The following is a 20,198-nucleotide window of genomic DNA, read 5'->3' on the forward strand; positions in this document are numbered from 1 at the left end:
ATACGTCGCGCAACCCCAAGGTCGTGCGGCGTTTTCGCATCCAGACGCACCAAGCCTCGTGCGCCACCCGGCTTCAGGACCGCGCGGCCCGCATCGACGCGAGCCGCGCCCTCGCCCAGCCACCGAACACGTTCACGGCCAACCCGGCCATCACGAGCGCGGCGCCGCCGATCTGCGCGCCGGAGAGGCGCTCGCCGAGCAGCAGCGAGGCCGCCGCAAGCCCGACGATCGGCACGAGCAGCGAGAACGGCGCGACCTGGCTGGCCGGATACCTGGAGAGCAGCCGGCTCCAGAGGCTGTAGCCGAGCAAGGTGGCCACGAACGCGAGATAGACGATCGCGCCGATCGAATCGACGCCGATGCCCGCCATCGCCGCCTCGATGCGCTGCGGTCCCTCCATGAAGTACGAGAGCACGAGGAACGGCAGCGGCGGAATCAGGCTCGCCCACACCACGAGCCCGACGAGATCCACCTGGCCCACCTTCTTCGTGACGATGTTGCCGAGCGCCCACATGCAGGCCGCACACAACGTGAGCACGAAGCCAGCGGCCGTCATCGTCTGGGCCCCCGCGCCTGCGGCCGCAGACGACTGCAGGCCGATCACCGCGAGCCCGGCCGCCGCGACCAGCAAACCGATCACGTTCTGCGCGCCAAAGCGCTCGCCAAGGAAGAGCGCCGCGAACACCAGCGTGAAGAAGGCCTGCGCCTGCAGCACGACGGAGGCGAGCCCGGCGGGCATGCCCACGTACATGGCAGTGAAGAGGAATACGAACTGCCCGAACGAGATCGTCGCGCCGTAAGCGAGCAGCCAGCGCAGCGGCAATTTCGGGCGCTTCACGAACAGCACTGCCGGAAACGCCGCCAGCAAGAAGCGCAGCGCGCCGAGCAGAAGCGGCGGCACGCCGTGCAGTCCCACTTTGATCACCACGAAATTCACGCCCCACGCGAGCACGACCACGAGCGCAAGCAGCAAGTCCTTCGGCGACATCTCCGGCTCCGTTGATTGTTCTGTCGAATACGCGAGTCTACCGGCGAGCGCGCGGCCGCGCTTGCGACGCCGCCACCGCGTCGCACGCCCACCTTCAAACGCCTGCTTCAAGCGCCTGCTTCGCTGGCGGCGCGCCGGCGAGGCCGGCGTTAGAATGGGCGCCTGCTCGCGCGCTCGCGCAAAGCGCCATCATGCGTGCCGGCGCGCGTATAGCCTGTACCGTCCGACCCATCAAGGAAGCATCCATGTCCTCATCGATCAAAGCGGTCCTCAAGCCCCACCAGCGCGACATCGGCAATCTCTATGTGCGCCGCGTGCTGCCCGCGATGGCCGCGCGCCTCGTCGGCCCGTTCATTTTCTTCGACCATATGGGGCCGGCCACGCTCGAGCCGGGCTCCGGCGTCGATGTGCGGCCGCATCCGCATATTGGACTCGCCACCGTCACGTATCTCTTCGACGGCGCGCTCATGCATCGCGACAGCATCGGCTCGGCGCAGGAGATCGTCCCCGGCGACGTCAACTGGATGACGGCGGGACGCGGCATCGTCCACTCCGAGCGCACGCCCGACGCAGCGCGCAAGACCGGTCTCACCATGCATGGCATCCAGACCTGGGTCGCGCTGCCGCTCGAGCACGAAGACACCGAGCCCTCGTTCTTCCATCACGCCGCCGCCACGCTGCCGGCTATCGAGCGCAACGGCGTCTCGATGCGCGTGATCGCGGGCACGGCGTTCGGCGCGACCTCGCCTGTCGCGACTTTCTCGGGCACGCTCTACGTGGCCGCCGAGTTCGCGCCCGGCAGCGCCATCGCGCTCGACGCGGAGCATGAGGAGCGCGGCGTCTATCTCGTCGAGGGCGACCTCAGCATCGACGGCACGCCGCTCGAGCGATACACCATGGCCGTGCTGACGCCAAACGAAACCGTCACGCTCGCGAGCACGAACGGGGCGCGTGTGATGCTGCTCGGGGGCGAGAAGCTCGAGGGCGAGCGCTTCATCGAATGGAACTTCGTCGCCAGCTCGCGCGAGAAGATCGAAGCCGCCAAGGCCGCCTGGACGCGCCAGGAAATGGGGCACGTCCCCGGCGAGACCGAATGGATTCCGCTGCCCGAGAAGAGGCCGCAACATTGAAGCGCGCCGATTCGCCCTCATCTTCAGGTGTAACGGATTTCCCCAACGAGGACGCAATGGATACCACCCTGGCCACTTTTGAAAAGGACGTGATCGAGGCGTCGGCGCTCGCGCCGGTGCTGGTCGACTTCTGGGCGCCGTGGTGCGGCCCGTGCAAGTCGCTCGGGCCGATGCTCGAAAAACTCGAAGCCGAGTACGCGGGCAAATGGAAGCTCGTTAAGGTCAATGTCGACGAGAACCAGGAGCTCGCCGCCCACTTCCAGGTGCGCAGCATTCCGCACGTGGTGGCCTTCGTCGACCAGCGGCCGGTGGATCAGTTCATCGGCGTGCTGTCCGAGGGTCAGCTGCGCGAGTTTCTCGACCGCCTGATTCCCGACTCCGCACAAGCCGCGCGCCAGGCCGCCCAGGAAGCGCTCGCCGAAGGCCGCCGCGACGACGCCTATGAGGCGCTACAAGCCGCGCTCGCCTTCGACCCAGGCTTTGACGAGGCGCGCATGGACCTGATCGAGCTGCTGCTCGCCGACAACCGCGCCGACGAAGCGCACAGCGAAGTCGAGCTGCTCTCGCCGAAGACCACGCAAGGCATCGACCCGCGCTTTAACGCGCTCAAGACGCGTCTCGAGGCGCTCGACGCCGCCGCCGACCTGCCGCCCACCGACGCGCTCGAAGCCCAGGTGGCCGCGCACCCCGAAGATCTCGAAGCGCGCTTCGATCTCGCGAGCGCCCTGATCGCGCGGCGCAAGTACGCGGATGCGCTCGAGAATTTGCTCGAGATCGTCAAGCGCGACCGCACGTTCCGCGACGACATCGGCCGCAAGACCATGCTCTCGGTGTTCGATCTCGCGTCGCATCAGCCGCAGCTCGTGAGTGAATGGCGACGCAAGCTGAGCGCCACGCTGAACTGAGCACGGCGCCCACCGGTCTACCCGGCGCACAAACGAAAACGCACGGCCATGACCGTGCGTTTTTTTTTCACCTGCGTTCTTTTGCCTGTGCGCGGCCGCAGCCGGCTCGAGCATGACTGACCATGAGCGCCTTCAGCCCGCCGCGGCCCGATGCGCGAGCGCGCGCAGCACATACGCCGCGGCGGCAAAGCCGAAGCTCGCCGTCACGCACACGCTCGAGCCGAAGCCCGCGCAATTCAGGCCCACCGGCCCGTGGTGACCGGGCGAGGTGCTCACGTGCTCGGCCTCGCTGTCGATGTCGCAAACGGCGACTTCCGGGTAGATGAGCGGCTCGTCGGAATACACGGCGCTCACCTTGAAACGCGCCTTGGGGCCGCGCGGGAAGCCATGATGCTTGCGCAATTGCCCGCGCACCTTCGAGAGCAGCGGGTCCTGAATGGTGAGGGCGAGATCGTCGATGCGAATGCGCGTGGGGTCGAGCTGGCCGCCCGCGCCGCCCACGGTGATGAGCGGCACGCGATGCTCGACGCACCAGGCGATCAGCGCGGTCTTGGTGCGCACGCTGTCGATGGCGTCCACCACGTAGTCGAAGCCAGCGCCGAGCAGCGCATCGAAATTCGACGGCTCGACGAAATCCTCGACGAGCCGCACGTCGCAGGCCGGATCGATGAGCTTGATGCGCTCGGCCATCGCCTCGACCTTCGGCTTGCCGTAGTTGCCGTCGAGCGCGTGGATCTGGCGGTTGGTATTGCTCTCCGCGACGTTGTCGAGGTCGATGAGCGTGAGCGTGCCGATCGCGCTGCGCGCGAGCGCCTCCGCGACCCACGAGCCCACCCCGCCAATGCCGATCACGGCCACGTGCGCCCGCTCGAAAGCCTCGAGCGCGGGTGCGCCATAAAGCCGCGCCACGCCGCCAAAGCGGCGCGCCCGGTCGGCAACATCGGCCGCGGCGGGCGCGGTAAGATCGGCGAGGCCGGTGGAACCGGCGGAAGCGGAAAGCGGTGTACTGGACATGGCAATAGCGGATCGAAAGCGGACCGATCGCGCACTGTCACGGTCCTTGAGAACGCATATTTTGCCTGATCGCGACCAAACGGGCTGCCCCCAGGCCGATCCCGGCGCGGGCGCTGCGCCCCTGGTGCGTTGCCGCTGCCTTCGCCGCTGTCTTCGATATACTTGTCCGCATTGAAGCGCCCGCATAAAACATGACCTCGCTCGCCGACCTCCGCAAGAACTACTCGCTCGGTTCGCTCGACGCATCCGACGTCGACCCTGACCCGATCCGCCAATTCCAGACCTGGTTCAGCCAGGCGCTCGACGCCAGGCTGCCCGAACCGAACGCGATGACCGTCGCGACCGTCGATGCAGAGGGCCGCCCCGCCGCGCGCATCCTGCTGATCAAGGGCGTGGACGAACGCGGCTTCGTGTTTTTCACCAATTACGATAGCCGCAAGGGCCGCGAGCTCGCCGCCAATCCGCATGCGGCGCTGCTCTTCCACTGGATCGAGCTCGAGCGTCAGGTGCGCATCGAAGGCCGGGTCGAAAAAACCAGCGATGCCGAAAGCGACGCGTATTTCCAGTCGCGCCCGCTCGGCTCGCGCATCGGCGCGTGGGCTTCGGAGCAGAGCGCCGTGATCGGCAGCCGCGCCGAGCTCGAAGCGCGCGAGCGCGAGATCGGTGCGCAGTACGGCGAGCATCCGCCGCGGCCGCCGCACTGGGGCGGCTACCGGCTCGTACCAGGCGCCATCGAGTTCTGGCAAGGGCGTCCGTCGCGGCTGCACGACCGCATCCGCTATACACGGGACGGCGCCGCATGGCGCATCGAGCGGCTCGCCCCCTGATCCAGCGCGGCTTCTCGAAGGTTTCGCAGGGCTCCTGCGCATCACCTCGTAGTACCCAGCTTCACCCCGCATCACGCGCGCGCCGCAGTTCACCGCGGCGCTGCGCCAATCGATTTTGCCTCGTAGCACGCATTGCAATTCGCTTTTGTCTTTGGGCTTGATCCGTTCATCGGAACGCAACCATCCCGCAGGGGACCGGAGTCAGTGCGCAAGCACGCACTCCGGATCGACACGGAGAGAAACGCATGTTCTGGGAGAAAAAACTCGCACAGTGGGTCGACGAAGTCCGCAACCAGGCCAACCTGCCCGCGCGGCTCGTGCTCTGGAGCGGCCAGCAGTACGACTTCGGCCACTTCGCCGCCCCGCAGGTCACGCTGAAGGTCAACAGCGCATCGGCGCTGCCGCTCTTGCTCGAACCGAGCCTCGACAATCTCGGCGAGGCCTACGTGAAGGGCAAGATCGACATTGAAGGCCGGCTCGCCGACATCATCGACATCAGCTACTCGCTCGCGCGCAACACCCTTTCGAGCGCGGGCAAGCTCGCACGGGTGCGCCGCTACTTCACGCACTCGAAGAGCACCGACCAGCGCGCCATCCAGTACCACTACGACGTCTCGAACGACTTCTACAAGCTGTGGCTCGACGAGAACATGGTCTATTCGTGCGCGTACTTCGAGAACGGCGACGAAGACATCGGCACCGCGCAGCTCAAGAAAATCGACCACATCCTCACCAAGATCCAGCTGCAGCCGGGCCAGACGCTGCTCGACATCGGCTGCGGCTGGGGCGCGCTCGTGCTGCGAGCGGCGCAGAAGTTCGGCGCGCGCTGCGTGGGCGTGACGCTCTCGCAGAACCAGTTCGACCTCGCCACCGAGCGCGTGAAGGCCGCAGGGCTCGCCGATCGCATCGAGATCCGCCTGCAGGACTATCGCGACATTCAGGGCCAGTTCGACCGCATCACGAGCGTGGGCATGTTCGAGCACGTCGGGCGCAAGAACCTGCCCGGCTATTTCACGAAGGTGCGTGAGTTGCTCGCCGACGACGGCGTCGCCATGAACCACGGCATCACGTCGAGCGACGCCGAGAGCGGCGAGACGGCGCTGGGCGGCGGCGAGTTCATCGACCGCTACGTCTTTCCTGACGGCGAGCTGCCGCACATCGGCCTCGCGCTCGAGGCGGCGCAGCGCGGCGGGCTCGAGGCGGTTGACGTGGAAAGCCTGCGCCGTCACTATGCGCACACGCTCGGAATCTGGGCAGAAAACTTCGAGGCGCGCGCCGAGGAAGCGAAAAAGCTCGTCGACGACGAGAAGTTCCGCATCTGGCGCGTCTATCTGGCGGGTTGCGCGTACGCGTTCGAGCACGACGACGTGTCGATCTACCAGATCGTCTGCCGCAAGGCGGGTCGCAGCGCAAAGACGCTGCCATGGTCGCGCCGCTATATGTACGAAAAGCCGCTCTGACGCCGCTGTGATGGATCGGCAAGCCGTGCAGCGGCGCAGGCATCGGCCCGCGCCGCTGCGTTTTTTTGCGGGAAGGCGCGCTTGCCAGCCGTGCCCGAGCCTGGCCCATTGCGGCGAGCGGCTTTGACCACCCGATCGCCACCACGACTCAAACGCATGAACGAACGCGACGACGGCCTTTTCGGGGCACTAGAGAACGACGGCTCCGGCGCGGGGCCGCAAGAGGATGACGACGAAGCTCGCAGCGCGACACGCCCTTCGAGGCAAGTGGGCCGCACGGTCGAGCGGCGCAATACGCGCGCCGCGCACGCCGACGCGCAGCCCGACACCCAGACCGACCTGTTCGGCTTCGTGCCGCCCGAGCCGCGTGAGCCACAGTCCGGGCGCGCCGCGCGCCGGAAGGCCGCCGATGCCGCGGCCGCGGAATCGGACGGCGACGACGAGTCCGTCATGCGCGAACGCCCAACGCAGTCAAAGGCCGCGAAGCCGGCCCAATCGGCGCCCGATTCGCCCGATTCGCCCGCCCCGCGCCGCCGGGCGAAAGGCGTGCTGCCCGCCATTCCCGACCAGGGCGTGCTCGATCTCGCCGCCGAACTGCCGCCGGGCGTGCGCCTGGGCACCTCGTCGTGGTCGTTCCCGGGCTGGCGCGGCATCATCTACGGCGACGACTACAGCAACTCCAAGCTTGCGCGCGAGGGGCTCGCCGCCTATGGCGCGCATCCGCTCTTGCGCTCGGTGAGCATCGACCGCTCGTTCTACGCACCGCTCACCGTCACCGACTACCTGCGCTACGCCCAGCAGGTGCCGGACCACTTCCGCTTCATCGTGAAAGCGCCCGCGCTCATCACCGATGCGAGCGTGCGCGGCGATCGCGGCGAGCCGGTCTCGGCCAATCCGTGCTTCCTGAACGCCGATCTCGCCGCACGCGAATTCGTCGAGCCGTGCCTCGCGGGGCTTGGCGCAAAAGCGGGCGCGCTCGTGTTCCAGTTCCCGCCGCTGCCCGACCAGTTGCTCGCCGATCCGGCCGCGTTCGTCGAGCGTCTCGCGGCCTTTCTCGCCGCGCTGCCGCCGCTGCCCAAGTCTAATCCGGCGCCCGCGCCGAATCCGGCGTCGGCACAAAGTCCCGAGGTCAGCGACGCGAGCTCCCGCAGTGCACCCTCGGGTGATGCGCCCTCCAGCGACGCGCCCTCTAGTGACGCGCTCTCCAGTGACGCGCTCTCCGGCGGCACGCTCTCCAGCGATGCGCCATCGGCCGGCGCCCCGTTCGGCGACGGCCCGTGCTACGCCGTCGAGATCCGCGACGGCATCCTGCTCACGCCGCGCTTCGTGCGGACGCTGCGCGCGGCGGGCGTGCGCTACTGCGTCGGGTTGCACGCGCGCATGCCCGACCCGCTGCGCCAGGCCGCCGCGCTCGCGCTGATGGACGGGGAAGCGCCCGCGGGCCCGCTGATCGTGCGCTGGAGCCTGCACAGCGGCTTCAAGTACGAACAGGCGAAAGCGCGCTACGAGCCGTTCGACAAGCTCGTCGACGAAGACCCGCACACGCGCGACGCGCTCGCCGAACTGGCTGCGCGCTACGCGATCGCGGGCCAGCCGGTGCTGATCACGACCAACAACAAGGCGGAAGGCTCGGCGCCGCTGACCTGCGCGAAACTCGCACGCGCCATCGCCGACGAAATGCTCCGCATGCGCAGCGAAAGCGCCTCGACGGCCGAATAAAGTCCGACATAAAGCGGCGGGCGCGGTTCAGAAGCCTGAACCGCGCCCGCCGTCCCTATCAACGCGCTTGCGCGCCGCTCACTCGGCCTTGAGCCGATGCGCGAACTTCTGACGAAACTTCGCCACCTTGGGCGCGACCACGAACGCGCAATAGCCCTGGTTCGGATGCTGCGCGAAGTAGTTCTGGTGATACGCCTCGGCGGGGAAATAGTTGCCGTCGAGCGGCACCACCTGGGTGACGATTTCGCCGTCGTAGACGCCTTCGGCCTTCAGCTCGCGGATCGCCTGCAGCGCCGTCTCGCGCTGCGCCTCCGAATCCGTGAAGACCACCGAGCGATACTGCGTGCCGACGTCGTTGCCCTGGCGGTTCAACTGGGTCGGATCGTGAATCGCGAAGAAGATGTCCAGGATCTCGCGATAGCCGATCTTCGCCGGATCGAAATCCACTTTCACGACTTCCGCGTGGCCCGTGTCGCCATTGCAAACCTGCTCGTAGGACGGGTTCGCGGCATGGCCGCCCGCGTAGCCGGACTCCACCGCCACCACGCCGTCCACGCGCAGATACACCGCCTCCAGGCACCAGAAACATCCGCCGCCGAGCGTGGCGGTTTCGATCGTTTGACTCATGCTGCACTCTCCTTTGATGCCGCGCCGGCCCCATTGCCGTGAGATCCGCAGGCCCGCGCAGATATTCGCTGATTTCCCGCGCCAACCGAAGCAGCCAGGCCAATGAGCCGCCGCCCGCCGCTTTTCGTTAAAATTGGGACAATTCGCCGAAATTACACATGACGTTTACACCGACTCCCGCCTGCGCCGCCCGCCCCATCCAGCTCACGCCGGACACGCGCCCCAATGCCCGGGGCCTGCGCCCATGACCCGCCGCGCCAGCCCACCCAACTTCGACGACGGCGCGTTCCGCCGTGCGCTCGGCCAGTTCGCCACCGGCGTGACCGTCATCACGACGCGCGCGCCCGACGGGCAGCTGATCGGCATCACCGCGAGCTCGTTCAACTCGGTCTCGCTCAGCCCGCCGCTCGTGCTGTGGAGCCTCGCCACGCGCTCGGCGTCGATGCCGGTGTTCCGCAGCAACAGCCATTATGTGGTGAATGTGCTCGCCGCGTCGCAGCTCGACCTGTGCAAGCGCTTCGCCACCGTGAAAGGCGACCGCTTCGAAGGCGTCTCGCACGCGGCCGGCGACAGCGGCATGCCCGTGCTCGACGGCGCCATCGCGTGGTTCGAGTGCCATAACCGCAGCCGCTACGACGAAGGCGATCACGTGATCTTCGTGGGCGAGGTGGAGCGCTGCGGCGTTCGCGAACCGGGCGAAGACAGTAGCGACAACGGCGCGCCGCTCGTGTTCCACGCCGGCGCCTTTCATCAGTTGCTGCCGCTCTAGGCCGCGGCAAACGCAAGCGCAAGCGCCTCGAAAGGCGCAGCCGGCCAAACCGCTACCCTTGCCGCCGCCGGGCGCGGCAGCTCGAAAGCGGCCCACACATGGCCAAACGGGAGAGAACGGAACCCCGCAGGGCCGAGCGCATCTATGAAGCCTTCGGCTCCCCGCGATGCGCTATCAAATCGACCGGGATCCCCGCCTCAGTCTTGAGCGTGGTGAGCACGATGTTCGAGCGTATATCCATCACGCCCGGCGCCTTGTAGAGCTTGTTGAGCACGAACTCCGAATAGTGCTTCAGGTTATGCGCGAGCACGCGCAGCAGATAGTGCGTCTCGCCGGTCACCACGTACGCCCCTACCACCTCGGGCCAGTCGCGCAGCGCCGAGACGAAGCGCTCGTGCCAGCTTTCCTGGTCGTTGCGCATCGAGACCTGCACGAAAGCCTCCATTTCAAAACCGAGAATCTCCCGGTTCAGGCAAGCGCGATAGCGCTCCACCACGCCCTGCTCTTCCAGCAGGCGCAACCGCCGCAGACACGCGGACGGCGAAAGCGAAATACGCTCGGCCAGGTCCAGGTTGCTGATGCGCCCCTCGTTCTGGAGTACAGCAAGAATCCGGCAATCCGTGGCATCAAGCGAGATGGCGTTCATATTTGGTCTCCTTTCCCGTCTTGACTCAAATTATGTGCCAAGAACTGTAGCGTACGGCGTTTTTTTCGCAAGCACATTTCGCGACGAGTTGCCTATCATTCGAAACACACGGAGACAACCTCGTCAACACAATGAACGACCTCTGGGACATTTCCCCGCCCATTCAGCCCGCAACGCCCGTCTGGCCCGGCGACACGCCCGTTGGCGTCGAGCGCGTCTGGCGCATGGAAGCCGGCTCGCCGGTCAACGTGGCGCGCGTGACGCTTTCGCCACACACCGGCGCGCACACCGACGCCCCGCTGCACTACGACGCGGCGGGCGCGCCCATTGGAGCCGTGCCGCTCGACGCCTATATCGGCGCGTGCCGCGTGATTCACTGCGTAGGCGCCGCGCCGCTCGTGCTGCCCGAGCACGTGCAAGCGGCGCTCGATGGCATCCCGCCGCGCGTGTTGCTGCGCACCTACGCCAACGCGCCGCAGGATCGCTGGGACAGCGCGTTTTGTGCGGTCGCACCCGAGACGATCGACCTGCTGGCGGCGCATGGCGTGCGCCTGATCGGCATCGACACGCCCTCGCTCGACCCGCAAGAATCGAAGACGATGGACGCGCACCATCGCATCCGCGCGCATCGCATGGCGATTCTCGAAGGCATCGTGCTCGACGCCATCGAGCCCGGCGACTATGAGCTGATCGCACTGCCGCTGAAGTTCGCGACGCTCGATGCGAGCCCCGTGCGTGCCGTGCTGCGCGCCCTGCCCTCCCGAGCGTGAGCGGTGCACAAGCCATGAAACGCCGCTAGAGCTTGATAGACGAAGTTTTATCGACGCAGTTTTATCGAATTTCTCACCGCCGTCGCCCTGACCCGACACTCTCACCGCACCGAAGAACCGACATGAACGACCGTAACGACGCATTGGCGCTCGACCGCGCCGACCCGCTCGCAGCACTGCGCGAACAATTCGCGCTCGCGCCCGAAACCATCTATCTCGACGGCAATTCGCTGGGCGTGCCGCCCACGGCGAGCGCCGCGCGCGCACAAGCCGTGATCGGCGGCGAATGGGGCGACGGCCTCATTCGCAGCTGGAACACGGCTGGCTGGTTCGCCATGCCGCGCCGCCTCGGCAACAAGCTCGCTTCGCTGATCGGTGCGGCCGAGGACGAAGTGGTCGTGACCGACACCATTTCGATCAATCTGTTCAAGGCGCTCTCCGCCGCGCTGCGCGTCGCGAACGCGCGCGATCCGAAGCGCCGCGTGATCGTCTCCGAGCGCTCGAATTTCCCGAGCGACCTGTACATCGCGCAAGGCCTCATCGAGCAGCTCGACCGCGGCTATGAGCTGCGCCTCGTCGACGACCCGAGCGAGTTGCCCGCCGCCATCCGCGAAGACGTGGCCGTGGCGATGATCACGCACGTGAACTACCGCACGGGCGAAATGCACGACATGCGCGCGCTCACCGGGCACATCCACGCGCAAGGCGCGCTCGCGCTGTGGGACCTCGCGCACTCGGCCGGCGCGGTGCCCGTGGACCTGAACGGCGCGAATGCCGACTATGCGGTCGGCTGCACCTACAAGTACCTGAATGGCGGCCCGGGGTCGCCCGGCTTCGTGTGGGTGCCCAAGCGCAATCAGGACGCGTTCTCGCAGCCGCTTTCGGGCTGGTGGGGACACAAATCGCCGTTCGAGATGAACCCCGTGTATCGCCCGGACAACGGCATCGGCCGCTATCTGTGCGGCACGCAGCCGATCGTTTCGATGGCGCTCGTGGAATGCGGCCTCGATGTGTTCCTGCAGACCGACATGCAGGCGATCCGCCGCAAGTCGCTCGCGCTCACCGACCTCTTCATCGAACTCGTCGAGACGCGCTGCAAGGAATACCCGCTCACGCTCGTCACGCCGCGCGAACATGCGCAACGCGGCTCGCACGTGAGCTTCGAGCATCCGCACGGCTATGAGGTCATGCAGGCGTTGATCGCGCGCGGCGTGATCGGCGATTATCGCGAGCCGCATGTGCTGCGCTTCGGTTTCACGCCGCTGTATCTGCGTTATGTCGATGTGTGGGACGCAGTGGAGACGCTGCGCGACGTGCTCGCGACCGAAAGCTGGCGCAAGCCCGAATTCGCCGCGCGCGGCGCGGTGACCTGAGGAGCCATACATGACCGACCACATGCAGATTCCTGGCGTGCCCGACACCGATGTCGCCCCTGCTCACTCCACGGATGCCAACGAAGGCGCGCGCGGCGGCTGTCCGTTCGGGCATGGTGCTGCGGCGGCCACGCCGCAAGCGGGTGTGAGCGCCTCGGCGGCGACGCAAACGGGCGAAGGCTGGCATGAAGCCCAGCTCGACTTCTCGAAGTCGATGAGCTATGGCGATTACCTCTCGCTCGACGCCGTGCTCAACGCACAGCATCCGCTCTCGCCCGATCACAACGAGATGCTGTTCATCGTTCAGCATCAGACGAGCGAATTGTGGATGAAGCTCGCGCTCTATGAGTTGCGCGCCGCGCTCGCGTGCGTGCATCGCGACGAGCTGCCGCCCGCTTTCAAGCAGCTCGCGCGCGTCTCGCGCATTCTCGAGCAGCTGGTGCAAGCGTGGAACGTGCTCTCGACGCTCACCCCATCCGAGTACACGGCGATGCGGCCGTATCTGGGCGCTTCGTCAGGGTTCCAGTCGTATCAGTATCGGCAGATTGAATTTCTGCTGGGGAACAAGAATGAGCAGATGCTCAAGCCGCATGAGCATCGGCCCGAGATTCTCGCGCAGGTGAAGGCAACGCTTGAGGCGCCTTCGTTTTATGACGAGGTGATTCGGCTGCTCGCGCGCAGAGGGTTTGCTATCGCGCCGGAACGCCTCAATCGCGACTGGACGCAACCGACGCTGCATGATGCGTCTGTCGAGGCGGCCTGGCTCGAGGTTTATCGCAATCCTTCGCAGTACTGGGATTTGTATGAGATGGCCGAGGAGCTCGTCGATCTCGAAGATGCGTTCAGGCAGTGGCGGTTCAGACACGTCACTACGGTTGAGCGGATTATCGGGTTCAAACAGGGCACCGGTGGGACTAGCGGCGCGCCTTATCTGCGCAAGATGCTGGATGTCGTGCTGTTTCCGGAGCTTTGGCACGTGAGGACGGTGCTCTGAGCACCACGCGTGCGCTTCGCGGCTTGCGAGCCGTGAGGCGCACGCGTATTGAATGCTCAGCGCTCGCCGAGCGAATCGTTCAGCGTCTTCGTGAGCGGCTTCGTGAGATAGCGCAGCACCGTGTTCGAGCCGGTCTTGATTTCCACCGTGGCCGTCATCCCCGGCTGCACGTCGAGGCGCCGGCCATGCGCGTGCAAGAAAGGCCCCGCGTCGGTCTTGACCTGCACGCGGTAGTACGGCTGCTCGTTGCCCTGGCGCGTCTCGTCGCTGAGCGTGTCCGCGCTGATGTACGTGACCGTGCCCTGCAGCGTGCCGTAGATCGTGTAATCGTAGGCGTCGAGCTTGATCTTCGCGGGCAGGTCGCGCTTCAGGAACGCAATGTCCCTCGGCTTGACCTTGGCCTCGATGATGAGATCGTCGTCCACCGGCAAGATCTGCATGATTTCGTCGCCCGCGCGCGCCACGCCGCCCGGCGTCGTAATGCGCACGTTGCGCACGATGCCGTCCACAGGCGACTCGATGACCGTGTGATCGAGCTGGTCCTTGCGCTGCGCCACCACCTGCTCGACGCCGGCGAGATCCTCGAGCGCCTTCGACAGATCGGTCTGCGAATCCTGCAAGTACTTGTTGCGGCGGTTGACGATCTGGCCTTGCAGGTCGGCGACCTGGCGTTCGAGCTTGAGCACTTCGGCCTTGCTGACGTCGCCGGCCGCGAGCAGCGGCAGATTGATGTTCAGCTCGTCCTGCACGTACTGGAGCGCCTTCGACAGCGATGCCACCTCGTCGTCCACGGCCGCCTGGCGCTTGCGGAACAGCACCTCTTCGTTCGCACGGATGTCCGGGTAGGCGTCGAGATCCTGCGGAAACTGCGGCTTGCCACCGTAGACCTCGGCGTGCAGGCGCGCCACTTCGGCTTCCAGCGACGCCGCCTTGCTGCGTGATTCCAGCCACGCGGCCTCGGCGCGGGCGCGCTCGAAGCGCACGAGCGGCTGGCCGCGCTTGACCTGCGCGCCTTCCTTGACGAGCACCTGGTCGATCGTCATGAGGTCCTGCGCCTGGATGATCTGGTCGCGCGAGCTGGCGATCACCTGGCCCTGCGCGCGCGTGATCTGGTCGATACGGGCCCAATGCGCCCACGCGACGAAACCGAAGATCGCGAGGCCGCAACAGGCCGTCAACGCCCAGCGCATGTGATGTTTTTCGGCGTAGTTATCCTGCATGGTGTTGACCTCAAACTTCCGATGAAACGGCTGTCGGCGTCTTGCCGAACAGCTTTTCGAGCACCTGATCGCGCGGACCGTCCACCACCACGCGCCCTTCGCGCATCACCAGCAGACGGTTCGTCACCGGCAGCAGCGCCGTCTTGTGGGTCGCCACCAGCACCGTCGTGCCGCGCGTGGCGATGGCTTCGAGCACCGCGACGATGCGTGCCTCCGTGGCGGCATCCATCGACGCCGTCGGCTCGTCGAGCACCAGCACCTTCGGCCGCGTGAGCAACAGGCGCGTGAGGCCGATCAGCTGGCGCTGGCCGCCCGAGATGCCGCGGCCGCCTTCCGTGATCGGCAGCGCGAGGCCCTTCGGGTGGCGCATGATCAGATCGGAGAGACCCGTGAGCTTCGCGACTTCGAGCAGGCGCTCGTCGCCCGGATCGGGCAGGCCCTGCACCAGGTTGCTGCGCAGTGTGCCGCTCGTCAGGCGGATGTCCTGCGGCAGGTAGGCAATCTTCTCGTGCAGCACGTCGGGCAGGATCAGCGACATGTCCACGCCGTCGATCGTGGCTCGCCCCGACGCCGGTCGGTACAGACCCGATGCGAGCTTGAGGAACGTGCTCTTGCCCGAGCCGATCGTGCCGATGATGCCGATGCGCTCGCCCGAGCGGATCTCGAGCCGCTCGATCTCGAGCGCGGCGTCGCCGCCCTGGCCGTAGCGGAACTTCAGGCCTTCAAAGACAAGCGAGCCGTTGACGATCTCGGGCACGAGCGCGACGCCGCGCTCGTCGTTGTCATTGGGCAGCGAGATCAGCTTGTCGAGACCGCTCATGGCGGCGCGCGCGTTGGACCATTGCACGAGCGTCGAAGGCAGTTGCGCGATCGGCGACATGGCGCGCCCGCTGATGATCGTGCACGCGATGAGCGAACCCATGGTGAGCTTGTTGTCGGCGACGAGCCACGCACCGAACGCGACGAGCGCGACGTAGCCGATCTGCTGCAGCGACACCGTGAGGTGGCTCGAGAGCGACGCGTAGTGCTTGACCTTGTAGTCGGAACTGCCGGCGTCACCGACGAGCGCCGCCCAGCGGCGTTGCAGCGTCCAGTCGGCGCGGTTGGCCTTGAGCGACTCGGCGCCGTCGATCGACTCGACGAGCAGACCCGCCTTGCGGTTGCTTTGCCCCTGGTTTTCGAGCGAGTGACGCGCGATCTGCGACTGGAACATGAGGCCCGTGAACAGCGACACCGGCACCATCAGGAGCGGCACGAGCACGAGGCGCCCGCCGATCAGCCCGATGATCGCCACGAAGAGCGCTGCGAACGGCACGTCCACGAGCACGAAGAGCGACGCCGAGCTGAGCACCGCGCGCACCGACTCGAACCCCTTGACCTGCGAGGCGAGCGTGCCGATCGACGGCGGCCGGTGTTCGAGGCGCACGTTCAGGAGTCGGTTGAAAAACCAGATGGAGAGGCGCTCGTCGATGCGCCGCGCGGTGCGCTCGATGGCGATGCCGCGCACGTGCTTGAGTACCAGTTCGAGCAGGATCGCCAGGCACACGCCCACTGACAACACCCACAGCGTCGAGAAGCCACGGTTCGGAATCACGCGGTCGTAGACCTGCATGCTGAAGAGCGAGGTGGTGATGGCGAGCAGGTTGGCCAGCACGGTCGCGAAGATCGCCTCGACGTAGAACGCCTTGTTGCGCCATAGGGCCTCCATCACGAGGCGCTTCGCGCGTGGTGCCTGTTCCGCCTCGCTGCGACGCAGCGGCAGCGCAAAGCAGGCAGCGCCCGCCAGGTCATCGAGCATGACGGCGCGCTTGTCGGCCGTGCAAGCGCTCCAGCTACCGTCGGCGTTGTGCGCCTGCACGACCCGCCACTCGCCGTCGGCCACGCGGGCGAGGAACGGACAGTGCTCGGGGGCGGGATGGGCGAGCGGCGTGATCTCGCCCTGGAGATGCGCGGCGTGCCAGCCGGCTCGCACCTGCTCGATGAGCGGAGCGTCGGCGAGCGCGTCGAGCGCCTCGCGGATCTCGTCGGAGAGCGCGTGCGGCACGATTTGGCCCACCTCGCGGGCGGCCAGCGTGAGTGCTTGAAGGAGTGCGTCCATCGCTTGGGATTTACCTTGATTGGGGCTGGCGAGCGCCTTAGTTGCTGTCGCCGTTACCGATGAACGACAGGTCGCCAGTGCGGACCTCAAGCCTGAGGGCGGCCGCCGTCATCTGCGCACGCGCGTCGATCACGTTCATGTCGGCCTGGATCGACTCGCGCACCGTGTTCATCACGTCGAGCCACGATTTCTTGCCGGCCGAATACTGGCGTACGTACGATTCGTAGACCGCCTTTGAGCTCTCGCTCGACAGCCTGGTGTTGGCAAAGCGCACGCGCGAGCCGTTCAGGTCGTTCCAGTCGGCCGCCACGTTCAGGCTCAGGTCACGCTTCGCGCTCGCGCTCGCCTGTTCGGCCGCCGCTGCGGCGGCCTGCGCGGCCTTCACGGCCGAGACCGCCGACAGGCCCGCGCCCGGCTGCGCCTCGATCAGCAGCATCACGCGGCTGCCGCGCTGGGTGTTGTTGACGATCGGGTCCTGCCCGTAGAACTGGTCGAAGCGCACCGACACCTGCGGCATGACCGCTGCCTTCTTCACTTTCACGTCGGCAAGCGCGGCGTCGCGCTCGAAGTTGAGCCGGAGCAGCGTCGGCGAGGCGCCCGTCGCGCGATCCAGCGCGTTATCGAGCGAACCCGGCATCGGCAGGCTCTTGATGTCGTAGTCGGAGACCGAATCGACCGGCTTGCCGGTCAGCTGCGAAAGCTGCACGAGCGCCGTGGCGAGCGCCTGCTGCGCGGTCGAAAGATCGTCGTTGGCTTGATAGAGGCGCGATTCGGCAAGCTGGGCGTCCACGCGGGCGCTCGCCTGCGCAGCCACGCGCCGGTTGATCATGTCGAGCAATTGTTGATGCTGCGCCACCTCGCGCTCGGCGACGTTCTCGCGCGCCTGCTGGCGCATCGCCTCGACGTAGGCGGTCATCACGCGCAACAGCACGTCCTGGCGCGCTTCGTCGACGCCCGCCGAGGCGGCGTCTTTCGACGCCTCGGCCGAGGCGATGCCGCCCGTGATGCGGCCGCCCGTCCAGATCGGCTGGGTGACGCTGATGTCGGTGAAACGCGGACTGCCGTCGTTGGCCTTGCCGGCCTCGACGCCCAAAGTGGGGAAACGCTGCCACTTCGCGCCTTGCACGTTCGCTTCGGCGGCGTCGAGCGAGTATTCCTTGCCGACGATGTCAGGGTGGCTCGCCAACGCCTGGCGCGCCACCTGCTCCAACGTCCAGCTGGCGGCCAAGGTCCCGTGGCTCGCCATGACAAGCGCGCCCGCGAGCACGCCTGCCGTCATTTTTCTGAAGTGCATCGTATTGCCTGGAATTCTGGTTTTTCTAGAGATCCGACTCCCCGATTCGTGTCGAACCCTACTACTCAGGCTACATCGAAAAACGGCCCCATCGAAATTCGATGGGGCCGCTTTTTAAGACAACGCTAGCTTAGCACGCGTGTTTGCTGATCAACGCAGCATTCAATTAGATCACCTTGAACGTGTGTTGATCTTGCAACGTCACGCTGGTCGTGTTGGCGAGCACGACGGCGTGAATATTGCCGCTGTTGTCGTCCCACGTCAGCGTCTTCGAGGAGCTGTCGAAGGCGTACTCATTCGCCTGCGTGACCGCTGCCGCATTGGCTACCTGCGACCCGGACGTCAGCGTGACGCTACCGAGGCTCAGCGTGTCGTTGTGCTGCAGACCCGCGATCGTCACCGTCGCGTTCGTGCCGACCTCGTCGTTGAGGTTCACGTTCAGCGTCCCCTGCGCGTGGCTGACGAGCGAGAGGATGCCGCCATCGGATTGCACTTGCGTGATCAACTCGGTGAGCTTGCCGGTGCCAATCGAGTCGCCGACGGAGTTGATCTGGTTGAGTTCCGTATCCGTCAAAGTGACCGATTGGCCGTTCAGATCAATGCCGTGCACATGCAAGTCAAGCGGCGACGAGGTCAGGTCCGTGTTCGACGTGAACTGTTCGACGATCGAACCCGTCAGGCCGCCCGACGAATCGATGATGCCGTAGTGGCTGTTCAGGCTTGCGATCTCGCTGTCGGTCAGCTTCGCCGAATAGCCCGCGAGGTCGAGCCCCTGGACATGGCCGAGACTGCTGCCCGTCATGTTCACCGCGCCCGAGAGCTGCTCGAACACGTAGCCCAAGCCCCCCGTGTCCGTGATGGTCAGCGAGCTGAGCTCAGCGGACGTAAGCGTCGCCACGTGGCCGTTCAGGTCGATGCCGGTGACGTGCTGCAGTGTCAGGTCGGTCCCCGTCAGGTTGACGTCCGCCAGGAGCTGCTCCGTCACCGTGCCACTGCCAATCGAGTCCGTGAGGATGATGGAGTTCAGCTGCGCGGCGGTCAGCTTGGCCGTGTGGCCTTCGAGGTCGATCTGCGTGACGTTCGTCAGCGCCGCCGTCGTCAGGTCGAGGCTGCTGCTCAACTGCTCGTGGATCGAACCCGGGCCCTGCACGTTGAGCGTGGCAAGCGCGTTCGACGTGAGCGTGGCCTGGTGGCCGTTCAGGTTCAGCGTCGTGACGAAGCTGCTCAGCGGTCCAGCAACATCGCTCTGGAGATTTTCGATGACCGAACCGTTACCGATCGAGTCGGTGATCCCGCCCGTGAGCTGTGCAATCTCCGTGTTCGTGAGCGTGGCCTGGTGGCCGCTCAGGTCCAGCGCGGTCACGATGCTGGCAAGCGCGTAGCTGCCGCTCGTCAGGTCGCGGTTCGCCGTGAGGACTTCCGCTACCGTGCCCGGACCTTGCAGGGTCAGGAGCAGTTCCGCGTCGCTCATGCGGACCACCTGACCGTTCAGGGCGACGGCCGTCACGCCGTTGTCCAGCGTTACCTTGCTCAGATCCGTCGTCGACGTGAGCGTCGCCGTCACGCTCGTGACACCCGCGAAGGTCGTCCAGTCGTGCGTGCCGGTGCTCAGCGCCGCCACCGTGTCGGAGACGGCGTAGGACTTCGCGCCGCTCGTGACGATAGCGTTGATCGACACGGCCTGGCTGACCGTCGCCGTACCGGTGATCGTCAGCGTGCCGATGTGGCTGCTGATGTCCGCCGAATGGCTGATGACGTTGGCTGCCGTGTCCTGAACGTTGTAGGTCGCCGCGTGGTTGTAGCCGTAGATCGTATCCGCCTGGGCTGCCGTCAACGTGTCGCTGACAGCTACGGCGCTCGCGCTTTCCGTCGCGGCCAGGTTGGCCAGGGCGGTCAGGTTGGCGTACGTGTCCGCGAGCGAGTAGCTGTAGTGACCCGAGACGAAGTTGCTTGCGCCTGCCGCCAGTGCCGCGTTCGCCAACGTCAGTGCGCCGAGGTTGGTGTTCGCGTCGGTCAGCGAGTAGCCGCCCGTCGAGCCCGACAGCAGGCCGGGCGCCGCGCCTTCCAGCTGCAGCAGCGTATCGCTCAGCTCGTACGTGTAGTGGTTCGAGCCGAAGTTGCTTGCGCCCTTCGCCAGCTCCGCGTTTGCCACCGTCAGCGTGCCGAGGTCGCTGTTCGCTGCGTCGGTCAGCATGTAGCCGCCCGTCGCGCCCGAAATGATGCCGGCCGTCGCGCCTTCCAGGTTCAGCAGCGTGTCGCTCAGCTCGTACGTGTAGTGGTTGAACGCGAAGTTGTATGCGCCCGTCGCCAGTTCCGCGTTCGCCACCGTCAGCGTGCCGAGGTCGCTGTTCGCGTCGTCGGTCA

At 66.3% G+C, this 20,198-nt stretch carries 17 protein-coding genes; 9 read left to right on the top strand and 8 right to left on the bottom strand.

The annotated features are described in order from the left end of the window. Positions 1–73: 73 nt before the first annotated feature. Positions 74–988: an EamA family transporter gene (locus tag EYW47_RS31475; RefSeq protein WP_133198713.1), complete on the bottom strand. Its 915-nt coding sequence runs from the start codon at positions 986–988 to the stop codon at positions 74–76. 245 nt (positions 989–1,233) lie between these two features. Here EYW47_RS31475 and EYW47_RS31480 point away from each other — a divergent pair, with 245 nt between their 5' ends. Then, entirely contained in the window at positions 1,234–2,118 is an 885-nt protein-coding gene (locus tag EYW47_RS31480; protein WP_133198714.1) for a pirin family protein, read from the top strand. 56 nt (positions 2,119–2,174) lie between these two features. Beyond that, positions 2,175–3,023: a thioredoxin gene (gene trxA / locus EYW47_RS31485; RefSeq protein WP_133198715.1), complete on the top strand. Its 849-nt coding sequence runs from the start codon at positions 2,175–2,177 to the stop codon at positions 3,021–3,023. Between the two features lie 132 nt (positions 3,024–3,155). On the opposite strand, the gene tcdA is transcribed toward trxA, so the two are convergent. Next, positions 3,156–4,037, bottom strand: a complete 882-nt coding sequence (gene tcdA, locus EYW47_RS31490) for a tRNA cyclic N6-threonylcarbamoyladenosine(37) synthase TcdA (protein ID WP_133198716.1) — start codon at positions 4,035–4,037, stop codon at positions 3,156–3,158. 191 nt (positions 4,038–4,228) lie between these two features. Between tcdA and pdxH the strand changes: the two genes are divergently transcribed. The 3 genes from pdxH to EYW47_RS31505 all read left to right on the top strand — a co-directional run bounded on the left by pdxH (position 4,229) and on the right by EYW47_RS31505 (position 8,043). After that, entirely contained in the window at positions 4,229–4,864 is a 636-nt protein-coding gene (gene pdxH, locus EYW47_RS31495) for a pyridoxamine 5'-phosphate oxidase (protein WP_133198717.1), read from the top strand. A 245-nt stretch (positions 4,865–5,109) separates the two neighbouring features. Beyond that, a complete protein-coding gene (locus tag EYW47_RS31500; protein WP_133198718.1) occupies positions 5,110–6,324 on the top strand; it encodes an SAM-dependent methyltransferase in 1,215 nt (404 codons plus the stop codon). 156 nt (positions 6,325–6,480) lie between these two features. Beyond that, complete coding sequence (locus EYW47_RS31505) at positions 6,481–8,043, top strand: DUF72 domain-containing protein (protein WP_133198719.1); 1,563 nt, start codon at positions 6,481–6,483, stop codon at positions 8,041–8,043. A gap of 78 nt (positions 8,044–8,121) precedes the next feature. Here the strand turns inward: EYW47_RS31505 and msrA are convergent, their stop codons facing one another. Further along, positions 8,122–8,670: a peptide-methionine (S)-S-oxide reductase MsrA gene (gene msrA / locus EYW47_RS31510; protein WP_133198720.1), complete on the bottom strand. Its 549-nt coding sequence runs from the start codon at positions 8,668–8,670 to the stop codon at positions 8,122–8,124. A 244-nt stretch (positions 8,671–8,914) separates the two neighbouring features. On the opposite strand from msrA, the gene EYW47_RS31515 reads away from it, so the two are divergent. After that, entirely contained in the window at positions 8,915–9,439 is a 525-nt protein-coding gene (locus tag EYW47_RS31515; protein ID WP_133198721.1) for a flavin reductase family protein, read from the top strand. A 142-nt stretch (positions 9,440–9,581) separates the two neighbouring features. Here the strand turns inward: EYW47_RS31515 and EYW47_RS31520 are convergent, their stop codons facing one another. Further along, the gene (locus EYW47_RS31520; protein ID WP_133198722.1) at positions 9,582–10,085 is read right to left on the bottom strand and encodes an Lrp/AsnC family transcriptional regulator; all 504 of its coding nucleotides are present in this window, start codon (positions 10,083–10,085) and stop codon (positions 9,582–9,584) included. A gap of 131 nt (positions 10,086–10,216) precedes the next feature. On the opposite strand from EYW47_RS31520, the gene kynB reads away from it, so the two are divergent. The 3 genes from kynB (at position 10,217) to kynA (ending at position 13,222) form a co-directional block, all read left to right on the top strand. Further along, on the top strand, positions 10,217–10,855 hold the full coding sequence (kynB, locus tag EYW47_RS31525) for an arylformamidase (protein WP_133198723.1): 639 nt from the start codon (positions 10,217–10,219) through the stop codon (positions 10,853–10,855). Between the two features lie 122 nt (positions 10,856–10,977). Next, positions 10,978–12,228, top strand: coding sequence for a kynureninase (gene kynU / locus EYW47_RS31530; RefSeq protein ID WP_133198724.1), 1,251 nt, complete (start codon positions 10,978–10,980; stop codon positions 12,226–12,228). Positions 12,229–12,238: 10 nt separating this feature from the next. Then, a complete protein-coding gene (kynA, locus tag EYW47_RS31535) occupies positions 12,239–13,222 on the top strand; it encodes a tryptophan 2,3-dioxygenase (protein WP_133198725.1) in 984 nt (327 codons plus the stop codon). Positions 13,223–13,278: 56 nt separating this feature from the next. On the opposite strand, the gene EYW47_RS31540 is transcribed toward kynA, so the two are convergent. From EYW47_RS31540 to EYW47_RS41095, 4 genes are all read right to left on the bottom strand, one after another. Next, complete coding sequence (locus EYW47_RS31540) at positions 13,279–14,442, bottom strand: HlyD family type I secretion periplasmic adaptor subunit (RefSeq protein ID WP_240763996.1); 1,164 nt, start codon at positions 14,440–14,442, stop codon at positions 13,279–13,281. Positions 14,443–14,452: 10 nt separating this feature from the next. Next, positions 14,453–16,540, bottom strand: coding sequence for an ATP-binding cassette domain-containing protein (locus tag EYW47_RS31545; protein WP_240763997.1), 2,088 nt, complete (start codon positions 16,538–16,540; stop codon positions 14,453–14,455). A gap of 37 nt (positions 16,541–16,577) precedes the next feature. Further along, the gene (locus EYW47_RS31550; RefSeq protein ID WP_133198726.1) at positions 16,578–17,834 is read right to left on the bottom strand and encodes a TolC family protein; all 1,257 of its coding nucleotides are present in this window, start codon (positions 17,832–17,834) and stop codon (positions 16,578–16,580) included. Positions 17,835–18,000: 166 nt separating this feature from the next. After that, a partial coding sequence (locus tag EYW47_RS41095) for a beta strand repeat-containing protein (RefSeq protein WP_205710187.1) occupies positions 18,001–20,198 on the bottom strand: 2,198 nt, incomplete at its 5' end.

This window comes from Paraburkholderia silviterrae (genome assembly GCF_004353915.1).
In the GTDB taxonomy this organism is placed as follows: Bacteria; Pseudomonadota; Gammaproteobacteria; order Burkholderiales; family Burkholderiaceae; genus Paraburkholderia; species Paraburkholderia silviterrae.